Below are 18,385 nucleotides of genomic sequence, written 5' to 3'. Positions count from 1 at the left end.
CCCGTGGACACGACGACTGCGTCGCGTGCCCACGGGCCTCTCGCATGTCAGCGCGACCGAGGTCAGGTGGCTCGCTTTTTGGCTTTCTCCAAGGCATCCAGCAGCACGATCGCCACAACGATCACGGTGACGGACACGATCCACCACCACGGATCCGGCAGGCGGAGCGGAAAAGCCAAGAACGGGTGCCAGTCGAAGACCTTCGACACCAGCGGCACAACGCCTTCGTAGATCCCCACCAGAAATACCGCCGACGAAGCACCGTCATACGAACTCATGGCGGCCACGCTAGGTGTGGATCTTGTACCTGCGCGTCCACCTCGAGTCGCATCAGCCGGTTAGTCCTCCGGGTGGAGTGCGGCACAGTTCGGACTCGAAGTCGGAGATGGTCCACTGCTCCGCACGCGAGCCGGCGATTTTCTTGACGGTGAACCGGCCCAGTCGCGGCCCGCCCTTGATGTCCATCTCGCACGAACTGATGACCACCTGCCCATCCGGCCCAGGCAAAAGCTTCATCTTGGGCGGGAACAGCGGGCGCTCGTAGTCGTCGACCCGAACTACCTGCGCCTTGAGTTCGCGAACCGCCGACGGACAGTCCGCGGTGCCGAAAGCGTCGGCGAACTTGCGCTCGACCGCGGGGGTCTCGAACCGGGTGCACGCGTTGGGCAGGATCCCGTGGGCGACGTCGTTGTAGACCTTGCGGACCGCGAGGTCCGGGGCTGTCTCGAACAGCACGGTGCGCTCGGTCTCTCCGCCCCCGGTCTCCGAGGCGGGCAGCGCCTCGTCCGGGCCGCCGAAGTAGTGCTGGTAAGCCCACATCGCCGCCAAGGCCAGCACCAGCAGGAACACCAGCCGCCGGGCCCATTTGCCCAGCAGGATCCGCAGCCACTTGGGTTTGTTCCGGGTGGGCGGCGAGTTCTTCTGGAACTCCTGGAATCGCTGGAACTCCTGGAACTCGCGCCACTGCTGATCCGGCACCGGCCCCGGCGGGACGAATGGCGGAGGGATCTGGTCGGGCTGCTTTCCCCGGTCGCCGGACGCGGGGGTCAGTCCCTTGGGCTCTTCGTCGTCGGCCACCTGACCATCATGCCGTGGACCCGATTTGGAGACCGCATAGAGCACCACGTACTCTCATCGGTGGTTCTACCGAAGACCGCTGGTTCCCCCGAGGCGCAAGCCGAGGAGGGCGAAGGTCCCGCGACAGGCGGGCGGCCCGCGCAGGAGGACGAGGAAGTGTCAAGCGTGTTCGCGCGCTTTTTACGCCCCGTGCCACTGCGCCGGGGCGTTCTGCGTTTCCGGGGCCCTCGATTGCCTGCGAATACCCAATGCACATCGAGAGGAGGCGACCATGGCGAAGCCTGACAAGGTGAATGCAGTCGCCGAGATCGCGGACAAGTTCCGCAACAGCTCGGCTGCCGTCGTCACCGAGTACACGGGCCTCACCGTGTCGCAGCTGACGAAGCTGCGTCGCGCTCTCGGCACTGGCACGACCTACCGCGTCGCGAAGAACACCCTCGTCAAGCGGGCAGCCGACGACGCCGGTGTGGAGGGGCTTGAAAACCTCTTCATCGGTCCGACCGGCATCGCCTTCGTCGAGGGCGAACCGGTTGACGCGGCGAAGGCCCTGCGCGATTTCGCGAAGGAAAACAAGGGTCTGGTCATCAAGGGCGGCTACATGGATGGCCGCCCGCTCACGGTGGAAGAGGTCGCGAAGATCGCGGACCTCGACTCCCGTGAGGTGCTGCTCGCCAAGCTGGCGGGCGCGATGAAGGGCAACCTGGCGAAGGCCGCAGGCCTGTTCAACGCCCCGGCGTCGCAGGTCGCCCGCCTGGCCGCTGCTCTGCAGGAGAAGAAGGCCGCCGAGGGTGGTTCCACCCCCGAGGCCGACGCTCCCGCCGAGGACGCTGTCGCAGCCGAGAGCTGAACACAACCACCCGGAAATACACCGCGCCCGTTCTACCGGGTGTGCAAGTGAAAGGAACCGCCAACATGGCGAAGCTCAGCACTGACGAGCTGCTCGACGCGTTCAAGGAAATGACGCTGCTGGAGCTCTCCGCGTTCGTGAAGCAGTTCGAGGAGACCTTCGAGGTCACCGCCGCCGCTCCCGTCGCCGTCGCCGCTGTCGGTGGCGCCGCTGCTCCGGCCGAGGCCGCTGAGGAGCAGGACGAGTTCGACGTCGTCCTCGAGTCGGCCGGTGACAAGAAGATCCAGGTCATCAAGGTCGTCCGTGAGGTCGTCTCGGGCCTGGGCCTGAAGGAGGCCAAGGAGCTGGTCGAGGCCGCTCCGAAGGCGATCCTGGAGAAGGTCAACAAGGAGGCCGCCGAGGCCGCCAAGGAGAAGCTGGAAGCCGCTGGCGCCAAGATCTCCGTGAAGTAGTACTCACTTCACCCTAAAGAGGCCCGGTACCTACTGGTACCGGGCCTCTTTTGTGTCTTAGCTCATACCCGATTTCCTGTGACAAGGGCCATCCAGGTACGTTCCCAACTCGGCGGTAACTTCGGCAGTAACCCGAAGGCCCCGCTGTCGTTGCATGGAAGACACCGTCCGCACTCGAAGCGGCAGGTAGAACCACAGGTCGGGAGGTTCGATGGGCGCCGAGGTGGTCATCGAGGGTCTGACGAAGTCCTTCGGTAAACAGGCCATCTGGCGGGATGTCACCTTGACCCTGCCGCCGGGTGAAGTGTCGGTCATGCTCGGGCCCTCGGGCACCGGCAAGTCCGTCTTCCTCAAGTCCATGATCGGGCTGCTCAAGCCCGACCGTGGCAAGTGTGTGATCAACGGTGTCGACATCGTCACCTGCAGCGAGGCCAAGCTCTACGAAACGCGAAAGCTGTTCGGCGTCCTGTTCCAGGACGGCGCGCTGTTCGGCTCGATGAACCTCTTCGACAACGTGGCGTTCCCGCTGCGTGAGCACACGAAGAAGTCCGAGGCCGAGATCAAGCGGATCGTCCTGGAGAAGCTTGAGCTCACGGGTCTGCAGGGCGCCGAGAAGAAGCTCCCCGGTGAGATCTCCGGCGGTATGCGCAAGCGCGCGGGCCTGGCCCGTGCCCTGGTGCTCGACCCCGAGATCATCCTGTGCGACGAGCCGGACTCCGGTCTCGACCCCGTCCGCACGGCATACCTGTCGCAGCTGCTCATCGACCTGAACGCGCAGATCGACGCGACGATCCTGATCGTCACCCACAACATCAACCTGGCGAGGACCGTGCCGGACAACATCGGCATGCTCTTCCGCAAGGAACTGGTCATGTTCGGCCCTCGCGAGGTGCTGCTGACCAGCGACGAGCCGGTGGTGGAGCAGTTCATCAACGGCCGCCGCCTCGGTCCGATCGGCATGTCCGAGGAGAAGGACGCGGCGCAGATGGCCCGCGAGCAGGCGCACGCCGACGCCGGTCACTCCGACGGCTCCGGCGACGAGGACCTGCGCGGCGTCGTCCCGCAGATCGAGCCGACCCCGGGCATGCCCGAGCGGGCCGGGGTGCGCCGCCGCAAGGACCGCGTCATGCGGATCCTGAACACGCTGCCGCACGCCGCCCAGGAAGGCATCATCGAGTCGTTGACCGATGAGGAGCGCGCCCGCTACGGCGTGCACTCGCACATGGTCCCGGCCAACGCCCAGTCGCGGCCCCGGCTCGACCAGCCCACGGAGAACTTCCAGCCGGTGCGACCCACGCCGCGCCCGCGCCCGGTGGAGGAACCGCCGAGCAACTTCCACGGCGACCTGACCGAGTCCCAGATCGCCCGGATGCCCGAGACCAACTGGAAGCCCCCGGGCGGCGCGTCATGACCACGCGCACCGCTCCCGCGAACTTCCCCGGTGCCGGTGCGCTCCGCGAGACCGGTCGGCTGTTCGCGCTTGGGCTCGACGTCGTCGTCAACGTCTTCCGGCGGCCGTTCCAGACCCGCGAGTTCATCCAGCAGTGCTGGTTCATCGCCAGCGTGACGATCCTGCCGACCGCGCTCGTCGCGATCCCGTTCGGCGCGATCGTGGCCCTGCAGCTGGGCACCCTGATCGTGCAGCTCGGCGCGCAGTCGTTCACCGGCGCGGCCAGCGTGCTCGCGATCATCCAGCAGGCCGCGCCGCTGGTCACCGCGCTGCTGGTGGCGGGCGCGGGCGGCAGCGCGGTGTGCGCCGATATCGGCTCACGCACCATCCGCGAGGAGATCGACGCGATGGAGGTGCTCGGCGTCTCGCCGATCCAGCGCCTCGTCGTGCCCCGGGTGCTGGCCTGCATGTTGGTGGCGGTGCTGCTCAACGGTCTGGTCAGTGTCGTCGGCGTGATGGGCGGCTACTTCTTCAACGTCGTGCTGCAGGGCGGAACGCCGGGCGCCTACCTGGCCAGCTTCTCGGCCCTGGCCCAGCTGCCCGACCTGTGGATCAGTGAGCTCAAGGCGCTGATCTTCGGCTTCATCGCCGGTGTGGTGGCCTCCTACCGCGGCCTCAACCCCAAGGGCGGCCCGAAGGGTGTCGGCGACGCGGTGAACCAGTCCGTCGTCATCACCTTCCTGCTGCTGTTCTTCGTCAACTTCGTGCTGACCGCGGTCTACCTCACGGTCGTCCCGGCGAAGGGGAGCTGACCCATGGCCTCGGTGACCGAGACCGCCAAGAAGGTCGTCGACCGTCCCTTGCGGACACTCGACGACCTCGGCGAACAGCTTTCGTTCTATATCCGCGCGCTCGCCTGGATCCCGCGCGCCCTGCGCCGCTACCTGCGCGAGACGATGCGTCTGCTCGCCGAGGTCAGCTTCGGCAGCGGCGCGCTCGCGGTCATCGGCGGCACCATCGGCGTCATGGTCGGCCTGACCGTGTTCACCGGCATCGTCGTCGGCCTGCAGGGCTACGCCGCGCTCGACCAGATCGGCACGGCCGCGTTCTCCGGCTTCGCTTCGGCCTACATCAACACCCGTGAGGTCGCACCCCTGGTGGCGGGCCTGGCACTGTCGGCGACGGTCGGATCCGGCTTCACCGCCCAGCTCGGCGCCATGCGCATCTCCGAGGAGATCGACGCGCTCGAGGTCATGGCGGTGCCCAGCCTGCCGTTCCTGGTGACCACCCGGATCATCGCGGGCTTCATCGCGGTCATCCCGCTCTACATCATCGGGTTGCTGTCCTCGTATCTGGCTTCGAGAACGATCACCGTGTACTTCTACGGCCAATCCGCCGGTACGTACGACCATTACTTCAATCTGTTCCTCCCACCGGAGGACGTGTTCTGGTCGTTCGGCAAGGTGCTGATCTTCGCGATCATCATCATCCTGACCCACTGCTACTACGGCTACAACGCCAGCGGCGGCCCCGCGGGCGTCGGTGTGGCCGTGGGCCGCGCGGTGCGGACCACGATCGTCACGGTCGCGCTGGTGAACTTCTTCATCGGCTTCGCGATCTGGGGCACGACGACGACGGTGAGGATCGCGGGATGAGCGCGCGGGAGACGACCGGGACGGTCATCAAGCGCAGGCTCCTCGGCCTGGGCTTCATCGTGGTGATCGCGGCGCTCGTGTCGCTGAGCATCGCGATGTACAACAAGGCGTTCACCCCGGTCGCGAAGGTGTCGCTGACCACCGACAAGGTCGGCAACCAGCTCGCGATCCACTCCGACGTCAAGGTCCGCGGCCTGATCGTCGGCGAGGTCCGCAAGATCACGCCGACCAAGGACGGCGCCACGCTCGACCTCGCGATCAACCCCGAGATGATCGACGTCATCCCGCGCAACGTCTCGGCGCGGTTCCTGCCGAAGACGCTGTTCGGTGAGCGCTACGTCTCGCTGCAGATCCCCGAGGAGATCGACGAGCAGGCGCTGCGCGCGGGCGACACGATCAAGCAGGACCGCTCTGTCCGCGCGGTCGAGCTGGAGCAGGCGTTCGAGAGCCTGCTGCCGGTGCTGCAGGCGGTCCAGCCGCAGAAGCTGTCGAGCACGCTGACGGCGATCGCCACCGCCCTGCAGGGCCGTGGCGACGATCTCGGCAGGTCGCTGGCCGACCTCGGGGACTTCGTCGGCGAGCTGAACCCGCACCTGCCCAAGCTGCGTGAGGACCTCCGCCTGCTGGCCTCGGTCAGCGAGACCTACAGCGACGTCACGCCGGATCTCGTCCAGGCGCTGACCGACCTGACGGTGACGTCGAAGACCGTGGCCGAGCAGCGGGCCAACCTCGACGCCCTGTTCGCCACCGCGACCACCGCCTCGCGTGACCTGGAGTCGTTCCTGCGGGCCAACTCCTCGAACCTGATCCAGCTCGCCGACACCTCGCGGCCCACGCTGGAGGTCCTGGCGCGGTACTCCCCGGAGTACCCGTGTCTCCTGCAGCTGATGACCGAGGCCGTCAAGCAGGTCGACACGACTCTCGGCAAGGGCACCAACAAGCCCGGTCTGCACGCCAACATCGAGGTGACCGTCAACCGCGGCCCGTACCGGCCCGGCAAGGACGAGCCGCGCTACGAGGAAGACCGCGGTCCGCGCTGCTACGACTTCACCCAGTACCCGAACCCGTTCCCGCAGGCACCGCCGGACGGTCCGCTCCAGGACGGTTCGAGCTTCCCGCCCCCGGCCCGCTCGTCGTCGGACGGCTTGCTGCCGCCCGCGAACACCACGCAGTTCACGACGCCCAGCGCCGCGGGCGGCGATGGGCTGGGCCTGCCCAACTCTCCCGGGGAGATCGCGTTCGTGTCGCAGTTGCTCGCGCCCGGCATGGGCGTCGAACCCGACCACGTCCCGAGGTGGAGCACGCTGCTGCTCGGCCCGGCTTTCCGCGGCGCGGAGGTGAGGTTCGAATGAGGGGAATGGCCGCTCCGCTGATCAAGCTCGCGCTGTTCATGGCGATCACCATCGCCGCGACGGGTGTGCTCGCGATCAGCATCGCCAACACGAACCTGAGCTCCACGAACTCCTACTCGGCACGGTTCTCCGACGCGACGCTGCTGCTTCCCGGCGACGACGTGCGGATCGCCGGTGTGCGCGTCGGGCAGGTCGAAGAGGTCTCGATCGCCGACCGCAACCAGGCGGAGGTCAAGTTCTCCGTCGCCGCCGACCGCAAGCTTCCCGAGTCGGTGATGGCGCAGATCAAGTTCCGCAACCTGGTCGGCCAGCGCTACATCTCGCTGACCCAGGGCGCGGGCTACGACCCGAACGCGGTTCTCGACCCGGGGGAGTCGATCCCGCTGGAGCGCACCCGTCCGGCGCTCGACCTCACGGAGCTGTTCAACGGCTTCAAGCCGCTGTTCCAGGCACTCTCGCCCGATGACGTGAACAAGCTGTCCTACGAGATCATCACGGTCCTGCAGGGCGAGGGCGGCACGGTGGAGAACCTGCTGGCCCACACCGCTTCGCTGACCACGACGATCGCCGACAAGGACGCGGTGATCGGCGAGGTGATCACGAACCTCAACGACGTGCTGGGCACGGTCAACAGCCGCGGCGAGCAGCTCTCGCAGCTCATCGTGCAGATGCAGCAGCTGGTCAGCGGCCTGGCCGAGGACCGTCAGCCCATCGGCGAGGCGATCGAGGCGATCGGCGGCCTGGCCACCACGACCACCGGCCTGCTGCAAGAGGCCCGCGAGCCGCTCAAGCAGGACATCGCCGCGCTCGGCACGTTGACGAAGAACCTCAACGACAACGAGAAGACCGTCGAGCACTTCATCCAGTTCATGCCGACCAAGCTCGGCACCCTGACCCGCACCGTGAGCTACGGCTCGTGGTTCAACTTCTTCCTCTGCGAAGGCACCGGTGAGGTCAGCGTGCCCGGTCTGATCACCCACCCGATCAGCATCACCCCGCTGCCCGCGACCCAGGAAAGGTGCCTGTCATGAAGCCTTTCCGGTCACGCAACCCGATCCCGATCGGCATCGTGAGCATCCTGGTGATCGCGCTCGCGCTGGTCGCCGCGGTCAACTCCGACGACCTGCCGGTCATCGGCGCGGGCACCAGTTACAGCGCCGAGTTCAGTGAGGCGTCCGGCATCCAGGCCGACGACGAGGTCCGCGTCGCGGGCATCAAGGTCGGCAAGGTGTCCGATGTGGAGCTCGACGGCGACAAGGTCCTGGTCACGTTCAAGATCAAGGACGCCTGGATCGGCGACCGCACCCGAGCCGAGATCAAGATCAAGACCCTGCTCGGGCAGAAGTACCTGTCGCTCGAGCCCGAGGGCGCCGAGGTCCTCAACCCCGACGTGCGCATCCCGCGCGAGCGGACGATGGCCCCCTACGACGTCCTCGAAGCCTTCCGCGGCCTGGCCGAGACGGTCAACGAGGTCGACACCGTGCAGCTCGCCAAGAGCTTCGAGGTGATCTCGGAGACCTTCGCCGACACCCCGGACGAGGTGAAGGGCGCGCTCAACGGCCTGCAGTCCCTCTCGCGCACCATCTCCTCGCGCGACCAGGAGCTGGCGACCCTGCTGAGCAACACCCGGCAGATCAGCCAGACCCTCGCCGACCGCGACGCCGAGGTGGCCAAGCTCCTCTCCGACGGCAACCTGCTGCTCGGTGAGCTGAACAGCCGCAAGAAGGCGATCAGCGCGCTGCTGACCGGTACCAGGACGCTCTCGCAGGAGCTGCAGGGCCTCGTCGCCGACAACAACGCGCAGCTCGGCCCGGTGCTGCAGAGCCTCGACCAGCTGACCTCGATGCTGCAGCGCAACCAGGACTCGCTCGCCGAGGGCATCAAGAAGTTCGGGCCCTTCGCCAGGCAGTTCAACAACGCGATCGGCAACGGCCGCTGGTTCGACAACTACATCTGTGGGCTGCTGCCGCCGTCCTTCGGCCCGCTCAACCAGCCCGGCTGTCTGGGGGACCCGTCATGAGCAGTTTCTCCACGAAGCTGGGCAAGGACGCCGCCCGAACGGTCGCGATCGTGTGCGTGCTCGGCCTCGTCGCCGCCGCGCTGTGGTGGCTGCTGAAGGAGTCGGGCGAGAAGCGCTACACCGCGATGTTCCCGGGCACCGTCGGCCTCTACGAGCACAACGACGTCCGCGTGCTCGGCGTCAAGGTCGGAACCGTCGAGTCGGTGACACCCAAGGGCGACATCGTCGAGGTGAAGCTGCTGGTCGACCGCGAGGTCAAGATTCCCGCGAACGCCAACGCCGTCATCGTCGCCCCGTCGCTGGTCTCCGACCGCTACGTCCAGCTGACCCCGGTCTTCACCGGCGGCGAGCTGATGGCGACCGGCACGGTCATCCCGCGGGAGCGGACCGCCGCGCCGCTGGAGGTCGACGACCTCTACGCCAGCCTCAGCCGGGTCAGCCGGACCCTGGGCCCCAACGGGGTCAACAAGGACGGCGCCCTGTCCGACCTGCTCAACACCCTCGCCAAGAACCTCGACGGCAACGGCAAGGCGATCAACGACACGGTCACCGACCTGAGCAAGCTGACCTCCACGCTCTCGGGCAACTCCGAGGACCTGTTCGCCACGGTCGACAACCTGCAGAAGTTCACGACGACCCTCGCGGGCAGTGACGACCAGGTCCGCCAGTTCAACCAGCAGCTGGCCGAGGCCGCCAGGTTCCTCGCGGGTGAGCGCGGCAACCTCGCCGCGTCGGTCGACCAGCTCGGGATCGCGCTGAGCACCGTGCAGCAGTTCATCAACGACAACCGCGGCCGGATCAAGTCCAATGTGGACAAGCTGGCCACGGTCACCCAGGTCCTCGTCGACCAGCGGGCCGCGCTCGCCGAGACGCTCGACATCGCGCCGCTGGCCCTGAGCAACCTGGTCAACACCTACAACGCCGCGTCCGGCACCACCGACGCCCGCGCGAACCTCAACGAGCTGACGCAGCCGCCGATCGTGACGGTCTGCAAGCTGGTTCGCCAGGGCACCCAGGGAACGCTGCCGCCCGCCCTCGCCGACGTGTGCGACCAGCTCGCGCCGATCGTGCAGGGCGCGGTCCCGCTGCCGTCGCCCGCCCAGGTGATCGACGGACTCCGCAGCGGCCACATGCCGTCCCTGCCGCTGCCGATGGCGGGCGACCCAGTCGGATCGGGAGGGGGGAACTGATGACCACCAGGATCAAGCTCGCCGGCGTGATCACCACCGCGCTCGCGGCGGCGTCGCTGTCCGGTTGCGGGTTCTCCGGCATCTACGACCTCCCGATGCCCGGCGGCGCCGACCTCGGCGACCGGCCGTACACGGTCAAGGTCCAGCTCCGCGACGTCCTCGACCTGGTCCCGCAGTCCGGGGTCAAGGTCAACGAGGTCACCGTCGGCCGGGTCGACAACATCGCCCTGGCCCCCGACGGCTGGACCGCCGAGGCCACGCTGCTGGTCAACGGCGACGTCGAGCTGCCCGCCAACGCGCTGGCCAAGCTGCGCCAGTCCAGCCTGCTGGGCGAGAAGTACATCGAGCTGAGCGCGCCGCCCGGCGGCAAGGCCGAGGGCGTGCTCGCCGACAACGCGTTCATCCCGGTCGAGCGGACCAACCGCAACACCGAGGTCGAGGAAGTCCTCGGCGCGCTGTCGCTGCTGCTCAACGGTGGTGGTATCGAGCAGTTGCAGAGCATCACCAGGGAGCTCAACAACGCGCTCGCCGGCAACGAGACCGACATCCGCGCGCTGCTCGACAACGTCAACGTGATGGTCACCGAGCTCGACGCGGGCAAGGCCGACATCACCCGCGCGCTCGACGGCATCAACCGGCTCGCCAGCACGCTGAACTCCCAGCGCGACCAGATCGCCGGCGTCATCGACAACATCGGCCCCGGCCTCAAGGTGCTCACCGACCAGCGTCAGCAGCTGGTGACGATGCTGCAGAGCCTCGACTCGCTCTCGGGCATCGCGGTCGACACCGTCAACAAGAGCCAGGCCGATCTCGTCGCCGACCTCAAGGCACTCGCGCCGACCCTGCAGAAGCTGGGGGAGGCGGGCAACAACCTGCCCAACGCGCTGGAACTGCTGGTGACCTACCCGTTCACCGACCAGGCCGTGAAGGGCGTCAAGGGCGACTACTTCAACCTCTACGCCACCCTCGACCTCAACCTCGGTGAGATCGTGAACAACCTCGGCCGCAGCAGGCAGAACCCGCTGCAGGACCTCGGCCTGCCCGGCGGGCTGAGCGGCGGCCAGGACGGCGTGCCCGGCAACGCCCCGCCGATGCTTCCGCTGCCGCAGCTCAACAGCGGCCAGTCCACGCCGGTGCAGCCCGGTTCGTCGCAGTCCGGCGGCGGCATGGGCGGCATCTTCGACGTGCTCCTCGGAGGCGGTTCCTGATGCTTACCAAGACCGTCCGCCTCCAGCTCGTGGCGTTCGTCGTGATCGCCGTGGTCGCCGTCGTCTACGCGGCGTTCCGCTTCACCGACCTCGGCCGCGTCTTCGGCGCCGACGGCTACCGGGTCAAGATGGACCTGGTCCAGTCCGGCGGGATCTTCACCAACGCCGAGGTCACTTACCGCGGGGTCAACGTCGGCCGGGTCGGCGAGATCAAGCTGACCCGTGAGGGCATGCGCATCGACCTCGAGATCGAGCCGTCCGCGCCCGACATCCCGGCCGACCTCGACGCCGTGGTCGCCAACCGGTCCGCGGTCGGCGAGCAGTACGTCGACCTGCGCCCGCGCAAGGACGGCGGCGAGATGCTCAAGGAAGGCTCGCTCATCGCGGCCGACCGCACCAAGACGCCGATCAGCACCGACGAGGTCATCCGCGACCTCGACAACCTGGCCACCTCGGTCCCCACCGACTCGCTGCGCACGGTCGTCGACGAGCTGGAACGCGCGTTCTCCGGCACCGGCGACGACCTGCAGGTGCTGCTGGACAACCAGATGGCGTTCACCCAGACCGCCCGCGAGCACCTGCCGCAGACGATCAAGCTGATCGAGGACGGCTCCATCGTCCTCAACACGCAGATGCAGCAGTCGGGCAACATCAAGTCCTTCGCAGGCGACCTCAGGGCGCTCGCCGCACAGCTGCGCGAGTCCGACCCGCAGATCCGCACGCTGATCGCGGCCACGCCCGGCGCGGCCGACTCGATCACCGGGCTGCTCCGCGAGTCGGGCAACGGCCTCGGCGCGGTGTTCGCCAACCTGCTGACCGTCTCCAACATCATGGTCAGCCGCACGGACGGACTCGAACTCGCGCTGGTCGCGTACCCGCTGGTCGCGGTGGGCCCGAAGACCGTCATCGACGAAAAGGGCCAGACGCACCTGGGCTTGGCGCTCAACCTGTTCGACCCGCCCCCGTGCACCCGCGGCTACGAGGGCACCGAGCGCCGCGACGGCAACGAGACGGGCCCCGCGCCGGTGAACGACCAGGCGTACTGCGCCGAGCCGGTCGGCAGCCCGATCAACGTGCGTGGTTCCGCGAACGCGCCGTTCGGCGGCAAGCCGGTCGCACCGACGCAGGAGCAGCTGGCGGCCAACCAGAACCGTGACTCCGAGCAGCTGCACGAGCTCGCGCAGAACAGCATCCCCGGCACGGTGACCCAGCCCGGCATCGGCGGTCTGTCCAGCCTGGCGGGCCTGCTGGGCCTGCCCGCCTGACCGTTCCGCACCCGTCTACCCTGGAGTGTCATGACCAGCACGGACCCTGAGATCGACGACGTCACCGACGAGCAGCCCGCGCGCAGAAGGCTGAACCCGTTCGTGCTCGTCGCCCTCGGTCTGGTGGTCGTGAGCGCGGCCGCGGCGGTCTGGTTCGGTGTCGCCTGGGTCAAGGCCGCCAACGACGACGACCTCGAGCTGTCCCGCATGCGCGACGAGGTCACCCGGGTCGGCGGGCAGGCGATCATCACGTTCAACACCCTCGACTACCGCAGGGTCGACGAGGATCTCGACCGGTGGCTCAACGCGTCGATCGGCCCGCTGCACGACGAGGTCGTCGGCAGGCGCGAGACCAGCAAGACGGCCATCCAGCAGGCGAAGACGGTGACGAGCGCGCGCGTGCTCAAGTCCGCGGTGACCGACCTGCGCGACCGCGAGGGCAAGGCGATCCTGATCGCCGCCATCCGGATCGACGTCACCCCCGAGGGCAAGCCGACCACGTCCAAGTACCAGCGCATCCAGGGGACCCTGGAGCGGACCGACGCGGGCTGGAAGCTCAGCGGCGTCGGCTTCGTCCCGTTCACCCCCGCCTGATCGCCGAGAGGACCGTCCACACAGTGCCCACGCCCCCGCCGCGCCGCCGACCGGTCACGCCCCCGACGACGCCCGTCCGCCGCCCCAAGGTGGCGGGCCTGCACCGGCCGCACGCGGACACCGAGCAGGCGGACAGCAAGATACCCGAGCCCACGGACTCGGCTGCCGAGTTGTCCACAGCGCAGCCCACTGATCCACAGCCCACCAAGCAAGACCAGAAAACCCCCGCCACCCCGATAGACTGGGCAGGGGCCGTCCCCCCGGAGAGGGTGGGGGCTGGTCGGGGTTCCGGCGAAGCTGAAAATGACGCTGACACTGATGCTGACGCTGCCGATGAGTCCGAGTTGGACAGTGCTGAGGCCCGTCGGGTGGGGTCCGGGGACGAGTCGGACGATGTCGATGTGGTGAGCCCGGCGGTGCTGGGTGTCGACCAGGAAGCCCACCTGGAAGCCGATCGCGTGCCCTCGCCGCGGCCCTCGGGGAAGCGTCGGGCCACCGGTATCCGCGTCCCCCAGGACCTCGCCGCCGCCGAACGCGGCTCCGAGGCCGAGGATGACGACGCCGTCGACGAACGGTCGCCGGAAGAGGTGGCCGCCGCCGCCCGCAACCGGTCCATCAACCTCGCCATCACCCTCGCCGTGGTCGCCCTGGTGCTCGCCGGGCTGGCCCTGTGGTTCCGCGGCGAGGCCAGCTCGCTCACCGGCGGCGCCGACGGCACCAACCACGCGCTGACCGACAGCGCGGCCACCAGCGAGGTCCAAGGCAAGCTCACGGTCGCCATCGAGAAGACCCTGTCGTACAACTTCACCGAACTCGACGCCACCGCCAAGGCCGTCAAGGAGTACCTCGCGGGCAACGCCGTCTGCGAGTACGACAAGCTGTTCGGCCAGCTCAAGGAGCTCGCGCCCGCCCAGAAGTTGATCCTCACGACGAAGGTCCGCCAGCTCGGCGTCACCCGGCTCGACGGGGACAAGGCCGACTTGTTGGTCTTCGTCGACCAGTCGACGACCCGCACCGACCAGAACCAGACCACCGCCAGCGGGGCCCAGTTCGGCATCCGCGCGGAGAAGATCGACGGGGCCTGGAAGATCACCGATTTCGACATGCTTGATCAGCCGCTTCCCGACGGCAAGCCCGCGCCATCGTGCTGAGTCCCAGCTTGTAGCTGTCAAGTTTCCCCAGGTCAAGCGGCTATCTGTGAGCGGCCCGGCGCTGCTGCAAAAGTGGATTCTCGGGCGTGGCATCTTGACTACGCGACCGTCCGGGGTCACCCTGATAGCCAGCACGTACTGAGCGGGAGGACCGATTGAGTGGCGGGCCTCGACAGTCGCCCATTTAGTGGCTAGACTGCCCCTTTGCGCTGCCCACTTTCCGCACGCCCTTTGCCAAGAGCTAGGATGTTGGGCACCACGGCACCCTTGACAGGCGCGTATTCCGCTTGCTAGCGCGAGCAGAGCATGTGACTGTCAACCGCTCATAGTCCTGGAAGGACGCATCTTGGCAGTCTCCCGCGCGACCAAGGCCACTGCTGCGACCAACTCCGCCACTGCTTCGAACTCGGGTATCCCGGGAGCGCCCCGTCGGGTCTCCTTCGCGAAGATCCGCGAGCCCCTGGGTACGCCCAACCTGCTGGACCTGCAGATCCAGTCGTTCGAGTGGTTCACCGGCAACGAGATGTGGTTCCAGCGCCGCATCGACGCAGGTGACGAGAACCCTGTCGGCGGCCTTGAGGAAGTCCTCAACGAGATCTCCCCGATCGAGGACTTCTCCGGCTCCATGTCACTGTCCTTCTCCGACCCGCGCTTCGACGAGGTCAAGGCCTCCGTCGAGGAGTGCAAGGACAAGGACATGACCTACGCCGCGCCGCTGTTCGTCACGGCCGAGTTCACCAACAACACCACTGGCGAGATCAAGAGCCAGACGGTGTTCATGGGTGACTTCCCCGTCATGACCAACAAGGGCACGTTCATCATCAACGGCACCGAGCGTGTCGTGGTGTCGCAGCTGGTCCGTTCGCCCGGTGTCTACTTCGACACCGCGATTGACAAGACCACCGACAAGGACGTCTTCAGCGTCAAGGTCATCCCGAGCCGCGGCGCGTGGCTCGAGTTCGACGTCGACAAGCGCGACACCGTCGGTGTCCGCATCGACCGCAAGCGCCGCCAGCCGGTCACCGTGCTGCTGAAGGCCCTGGGCTGGACCACCGAGGCCATCCGCGAGCGGTTCCACTTCTCCGAGACGCTGCTCGCGACGCTGGAGAAGGACCACACCGCCGGGACCGACGAGGCGCTGCTCGACATCTACCGCAAGCTGCGCCCGGGCGAACCCCCGACCAAGGAGAGCGCCCAGACGCTCCTGGAGAACCTGTTCTTCAAGGAGAAGCGCTACGACCTCGCCAAGGTTGGTCGCTACAAGATCAACAAGAAGCTTGGCCTCGCGATGCCGACGAACACCGGCGTGCTGACCGAGGACGACATCGTCACCACCATCGAGTACCTGGTCCGCCTGCACGCGGGCGACACCTCGATGCTGTCCGGTGAGGGCGAGAACCAGCGCGAGATCCCGGTCGAGGTCGACGACATCGACCACTTCGGCAACCGCCGCCTGCGCACCGTGGGTGAGCTGATCCAGAACCAGATCCGGGTCGGCCTCTCCCGCATGGAGCGCGTGGTCCGCGAGCGGATGACCACCCAGGACGTCGAGGCGATCACGCCGCAGACCCTGATCAACATCCGCCCGGTCGTCGCCGCGATCAAGGAGTTCTTCGGAACCTCCCAGCTGTCGCAGTTCATGGACCAGACCAACCCGGTCGCCGGTCTGACGCACAAGCGTCGGCTCTCGGCTCTGGGCCCCGGTGGTCTGTCCCGTGAGCGCGCGGGCATGGAGGTCCGCGACGTCCACCACTCGCACTACGGCCGCATGTGCCCGATCGAGACGCCGGAAGGCCCGAACATCGGCCTGATCGGCTCCCTGTCGAGCTACGCGCGGGTCAACCCGTTCGGCTTCATCGAGACCCCGTACCGCAAGGTCGTCGAAGGTCAGGTCACCGACCAGATCGACTACCTGACCGCGGACGAGGAAGACCGGCACGTCATCGCCCAGGCGAACGCGCCGCTCGACGACGAGAACCACTTCGCCGAAGAGCGCGTGCTCGTGCGCAAGCGTGGCGGCGAGGTCGAGTTCATCGAGCCGTTCGACGTCGACTACATGGACGTCTCGCCGCGCCAGATGGTCTCGGTCGCGACCGCGATGATCCCGTTCCTCGAGCACGACGCCGCGAACCGTGCCCTCATGGGCGCGAACATGCAGCGCCAGGCGGTCCCGCTGCTGCGCAGCGAGTCCCCGCTCGTCGGCACCGGCATGGAGCTGCGTGCCGCGGTCGACGGCGGCGACCTGGTCACCGCCGCGAAGGCCGGTGTCATCGAGGAGCTGTCCGCGGACTTCATCACCGTGATGGCCGACGACGGCACCCGCCAGACCTACGGGATGCACAAGTTCCGCCGGTCGAACCAGGGCACCTGCATCAACCAGAAGCCCATCGTCGTCGAAGGCGACCGGGTCGAGGTCGGACAGGTCATCGCCGACGGGCCGTGCACCGAAGACGGCGAGATGGCCCTCGGCAAGAACCTGCTCGTGGCGATCATGCCGTGGGAAGGCCACAACTACGAGGACGCGATCATCCTGTCGCAGCGCCTCGTGCAGGACGACGTGCTCACCTCGATCCACATCGACGAGCACGAGATCGACGCGCGCGACACCAAGCTCGGCGCCGAGGAGATCACCCGGGACATCCCGAACGTCTCCGAGGAGGTCCTCGCGGACCTCGACGAGCGCGGCATCATCCGCATCGGCGCCGAGGTCGGCGCGGGCGACATCCTGGTCGGCAAGGTCACGCCCAAGGGCGAGACCGAGCTGACCCCGGAGGAGCGCCTGCTGCGCGCCATCTTCGGCGAGAAGGCCCGCGAGGTCCGCGACACGTCGCTGAAGGTGCCGCACGGCGAGACCGGCAAGGTGATCGGCATCCGCGTCTTCTCCCGTGAGGACGAGGACGAGCTGCCCCCCGGCGTCAACGAGCTGGTCCGGGTCTACGTGGCCCAGAAGCGCAAGATCCAGGACGGTGACAAGCTCGCGGGCCGCCACGGCAACAAGGGCGTCATCGGCAAGATCCTGCCCGTCGAGGACATGCCGTTCATGCCGGACGGCACCCCGGTCGACGTCGTGCTGAACACCCACGGTGTTCCGCGTCGTATGAACATCGGGCAGATCATGGAGTCCCACCTCGGGTGGATCGCCAAGCAGGGTTGGTCCATCGAGGGCAACCCGGACTGGGCGAAGAAGATCCCCGAGGAGCTCTACGAGGTCGAGCCCGACACGAACACCGCCACGCCGGTGTTCGACGGCGCCCGCGAGGACGAGATCACCGGTCTGCTCGGCTCGACGCGGCCCAACCGCGACGGCGAGCGCATGGTGGGCTCGGACGGCAAGGCGACCCTGTACGACGGTCGCAGCGGCGAGCCGTACCCGTACCCGGTGTCGGTCGGCTACATGTACATCCTGAAGCTTCTCCACCTGGTCGACGACAAGATCCACGCTCGCTCCACCGGCCCGTACTCGATGATCACCCAGCAGCCGCTCGGTGGTAAGGCGCAGTTCGGTGGCCAGCGCTTCGGTGAGATGGAGTGCTGGGCGATGCAGGCCTACGGCGCGGCTTACACGCTGCAGGAGCTGCTGACGATCAAGTCCGACGACGTGCTCGGCCGCGTGAAGGTCTACGAGGCCATCGTCAAGGGCGAGAACATCCCGGAGCCGGGTATCCCGGAGTCCTTCAAGGTGCTCCTCAAGGAACTCCAGTCGCTGTGCCTCAACGTGGAGGTGCTGTCCTCGGACGGCGCGGCCATCGAGATGCGCGACGGGGACGACGAGGACCTGGAGCGCGCCGCCGCGAACCTGGGCATCAACCTCTCCCGCAACGAGTCCGCATCCGTGGACGACATCGTCAACTAGTTGGCCTCCCACCGCCGTCACGGCACCTAAGGGGACCGTGACGGCGGCCAACCAAGGAAACCCATGAGTCGTAACATTTTCTGCTCAACGCAACTGCCGCAGAAGAATTCCGGGGAGGCGGACTAGTCGTGCTGGACGTCAACTTCTTCGACGAGCTTCGTATTGGTCTCGCGACCGCCGACGACATCCGTCAGTGGTCGTTTGGCGAGGTAAAGAAGCCCGAAACGATCAACTACCGCACCCTGAAGCCGGAGAAGGACGGGCTCTTCTGCGAGAAGATCTTCGGTCCGACCCGGGACTGGGAGTGCTACTGCGGCAAGTACAAGCGCGT

At 67.4% G+C, this 18,385-nt stretch carries 17 protein-coding genes; 15 read left to right on the top strand and 2 right to left on the bottom strand.

Going from position 1 to position 18,385, the window contains the following annotated elements:
* Positions 1-62: 62 nt before the first annotated feature.
* Both ACRDSQ_RS33700 and ACRDSQ_RS33695 read right to left on the bottom strand, forming a co-directional pair.
* Positions 63-278 (bottom strand): hypothetical protein, encoded by a 216-nt coding sequence (locus tag ACRDSQ_RS33700; RefSeq protein WP_431426825.1) that lies wholly within the window; start codon positions 276-278, stop codon positions 63-65.
* 52 nt (positions 279-330) lie between these two features.
* The gene (locus tag ACRDSQ_RS33695) at positions 331-1,077 is read right to left on the bottom strand and encodes a hypothetical protein (protein ID WP_431426824.1); all 747 of its coding nucleotides are present in this window, start codon (positions 1,075-1,077) and stop codon (positions 331-333) included.
* Between the two features lie 271 nt (positions 1,078-1,348).
* Here ACRDSQ_RS33695 and rplJ point away from each other — a divergent pair, with 271 nt between their 5' ends.
* The 15 genes from rplJ to ACRDSQ_RS33620 form a co-directional block, all read left to right on the top strand.
* Positions 1,349-1,924, top strand: coding sequence for a 50S ribosomal protein L10 (rplJ, locus tag ACRDSQ_RS33690; protein ID WP_431426822.1), 576 nt, complete (start codon positions 1,349-1,351; stop codon positions 1,922-1,924).
* A 65-nt stretch (positions 1,925-1,989) separates the two neighbouring features.
* Positions 1,990-2,376 (top strand): 50S ribosomal protein L7/L12, encoded by a 387-nt coding sequence (gene rplL / locus ACRDSQ_RS33685; protein ID WP_091382704.1) that lies wholly within the window; start codon positions 1,990-1,992, stop codon positions 2,374-2,376.
* Between the two features lie 211 nt (positions 2,377-2,587).
* On the top strand, positions 2,588-3,787 hold the full coding sequence (locus ACRDSQ_RS33680; protein WP_431426820.1) for an ABC transporter ATP-binding protein: 1,200 nt from the start codon (positions 2,588-2,590) through the stop codon (positions 3,785-3,787).
* Positions 3,784-4,578 carry an MlaE family ABC transporter permease gene (locus ACRDSQ_RS33675; RefSeq protein ID WP_091382700.1) on the top strand — a complete coding sequence of 265 codons (795 nt, stop codon included), beginning with the start codon at positions 3,784-3,786 and terminating at the stop codon, positions 4,576-4,578. The genes ACRDSQ_RS33680 and ACRDSQ_RS33675 overlap by 4 nt, the downstream gene beginning before the upstream one ends.
* A gap of 3 nt (positions 4,579-4,581) precedes the next feature.
* Positions 4,582-5,421: an MlaE family ABC transporter permease gene (locus tag ACRDSQ_RS33670; protein ID WP_431426819.1), complete on the top strand. Its 840-nt coding sequence runs from the start codon at positions 4,582-4,584 to the stop codon at positions 5,419-5,421.
* Positions 5,418-6,773 (top strand): MCE family protein, encoded by a 1,356-nt coding sequence (locus ACRDSQ_RS33665; protein WP_431426817.1) that lies wholly within the window; start codon positions 5,418-5,420, stop codon positions 6,771-6,773. The genes ACRDSQ_RS33670 and ACRDSQ_RS33665 overlap by 4 nt, the downstream gene beginning before the upstream one ends.
* Positions 6,770-7,804 carry an MCE family protein gene (locus ACRDSQ_RS33660; protein WP_431426815.1) on the top strand — a complete coding sequence of 345 codons (1,035 nt, stop codon included), beginning with the start codon at positions 6,770-6,772 and terminating at the stop codon, positions 7,802-7,804. The genes ACRDSQ_RS33665 and ACRDSQ_RS33660 overlap by 4 nt, the downstream gene beginning before the upstream one ends.
* Positions 7,801-8,793 carry an MCE family protein gene (locus ACRDSQ_RS33655; RefSeq protein WP_431426814.1) on the top strand — a complete coding sequence of 331 codons (993 nt, stop codon included), beginning with the start codon at positions 7,801-7,803 and terminating at the stop codon, positions 8,791-8,793. The genes ACRDSQ_RS33660 and ACRDSQ_RS33655 overlap by 4 nt, the downstream gene beginning before the upstream one ends.
* Positions 8,790-9,983: an MCE family protein gene (locus tag ACRDSQ_RS33650; RefSeq protein ID WP_431426813.1), complete on the top strand. Its 1,194-nt coding sequence runs from the start codon at positions 8,790-8,792 to the stop codon at positions 9,981-9,983. The genes ACRDSQ_RS33655 and ACRDSQ_RS33650 overlap by 4 nt, the downstream gene beginning before the upstream one ends.
* On the top strand, positions 9,983-11,191 hold the full coding sequence (locus tag ACRDSQ_RS33645; RefSeq protein ID WP_431426812.1) for an MCE family protein: 1,209 nt from the start codon (positions 9,983-9,985) through the stop codon (positions 11,189-11,191). Before ACRDSQ_RS33650 ends, ACRDSQ_RS33645 begins: the two co-directional genes overlap by 1 nt.
* The gene (locus ACRDSQ_RS33640; RefSeq protein WP_431426811.1) at positions 11,191-12,456 is read left to right on the top strand and encodes an MCE family protein; all 1,266 of its coding nucleotides are present in this window, start codon (positions 11,191-11,193) and stop codon (positions 12,454-12,456) included. The genes ACRDSQ_RS33645 and ACRDSQ_RS33640 overlap by 1 nt, the downstream gene beginning before the upstream one ends.
* A 30-nt stretch (positions 12,457-12,486) precedes the next feature.
* The gene (locus tag ACRDSQ_RS33635; protein ID WP_431426809.1) at positions 12,487-13,050 is read left to right on the top strand and encodes a hypothetical protein; all 564 of its coding nucleotides are present in this window, start codon (positions 12,487-12,489) and stop codon (positions 13,048-13,050) included.
* Between the two features lie 344 nt (positions 13,051-13,394).
* Positions 13,395-14,201, top strand: a complete 807-nt coding sequence (locus ACRDSQ_RS33630) for a hypothetical protein (protein ID WP_431426807.1) — start codon at positions 13,395-13,397, stop codon at positions 14,199-14,201.
* 346 nt (positions 14,202-14,547) lie between these two features.
* The gene (locus tag ACRDSQ_RS33625; protein WP_431426806.1) at positions 14,548-18,054 is read left to right on the top strand and encodes a DNA-directed RNA polymerase subunit beta; all 3,507 of its coding nucleotides are present in this window, start codon (positions 14,548-14,550) and stop codon (positions 18,052-18,054) included.
* 128 nt (positions 18,055-18,182) lie between these two features.
* A partial coding sequence (locus ACRDSQ_RS33620; RefSeq protein ID WP_431426804.1) for a hypothetical protein occupies positions 18,183-18,385 on the top strand: 203 nt, incomplete at its 3' end.

Origin of the sequence: Actinokineospora sp. (genome assembly GCF_050699995.1) — a bacterium.
Taxonomy (GTDB): Bacteria; Actinomycetota; Actinomycetes; order Mycobacteriales; family Pseudonocardiaceae; genus Actinokineospora.
This window is presented reverse-complemented; position numbering and strand designations above follow the sequence as displayed.

Bases quoted from the DNA above. Each gene is read 5' to 3' on its own strand.
- ACRDSQ_RS33640 (WP_431426811.1), top strand. From the start codon at position 11,191: ATGCTTACCAAGACCGTCCGCCTCCAGCTCGTGGCGTTCGTCGTGATC.
- ACRDSQ_RS33635 (WP_431426809.1), top strand. From the start codon at position 12,487: ATGACCAGCACGGACCCTGAGATCGACGACGTCACCGACGAGCAGCCC.
- ACRDSQ_RS33650 (WP_431426813.1), top strand. From the start codon at position 8,790: ATGAGCAGTTTCTCCACGAAGCTGGGCAAGGACGCCGCCCGAACGGTC.
- ACRDSQ_RS33665 (WP_431426817.1), top strand. From the start codon at position 5,418: ATGAGCGCGCGGGAGACGACCGGGACGGTCATCAAGCGCAGGCTCCTC.
- ACRDSQ_RS33700 (WP_431426825.1), bottom strand. From the start codon at position 278: ATGAGTTCGTATGACGGTGCTTCGTCGGCGGTATTTCTGGTGGGGATC.
- ACRDSQ_RS33670 (WP_431426819.1), top strand. From the start codon at position 4,582: ATGGCCTCGGTGACCGAGACCGCCAAGAAGGTCGTCGACCGTCCCTTG.
- ACRDSQ_RS33675 (WP_091382700.1), top strand. From the start codon at position 3,784: ATGACCACGCGCACCGCTCCCGCGAACTTCCCCGGTGCCGGTGCGCTC.
- ACRDSQ_RS33660 (WP_431426815.1), top strand. From the start codon at position 6,770: ATGAGGGGAATGGCCGCTCCGCTGATCAAGCTCGCGCTGTTCATGGCG.
- ACRDSQ_RS33655 (WP_431426814.1), top strand. From the start codon at position 7,801: ATGAAGCCTTTCCGGTCACGCAACCCGATCCCGATCGGCATCGTGAGC.
- ACRDSQ_RS33645 (WP_431426812.1), top strand. From the start codon at position 9,983: ATGACCACCAGGATCAAGCTCGCCGGCGTGATCACCACCGCGCTCGCG.
- ACRDSQ_RS33680 (WP_431426820.1), top strand. From the start codon at position 2,588: ATGGGCGCCGAGGTGGTCATCGAGGGTCTGACGAAGTCCTTCGGTAAA.
- rplJ (WP_431426822.1), top strand. From the start codon at position 1,349: ATGGCGAAGCCTGACAAGGTGAATGCAGTCGCCGAGATCGCGGACAAG.
- rplL (WP_091382704.1), top strand. From the start codon at position 1,990: ATGGCGAAGCTCAGCACTGACGAGCTGCTCGACGCGTTCAAGGAAATG.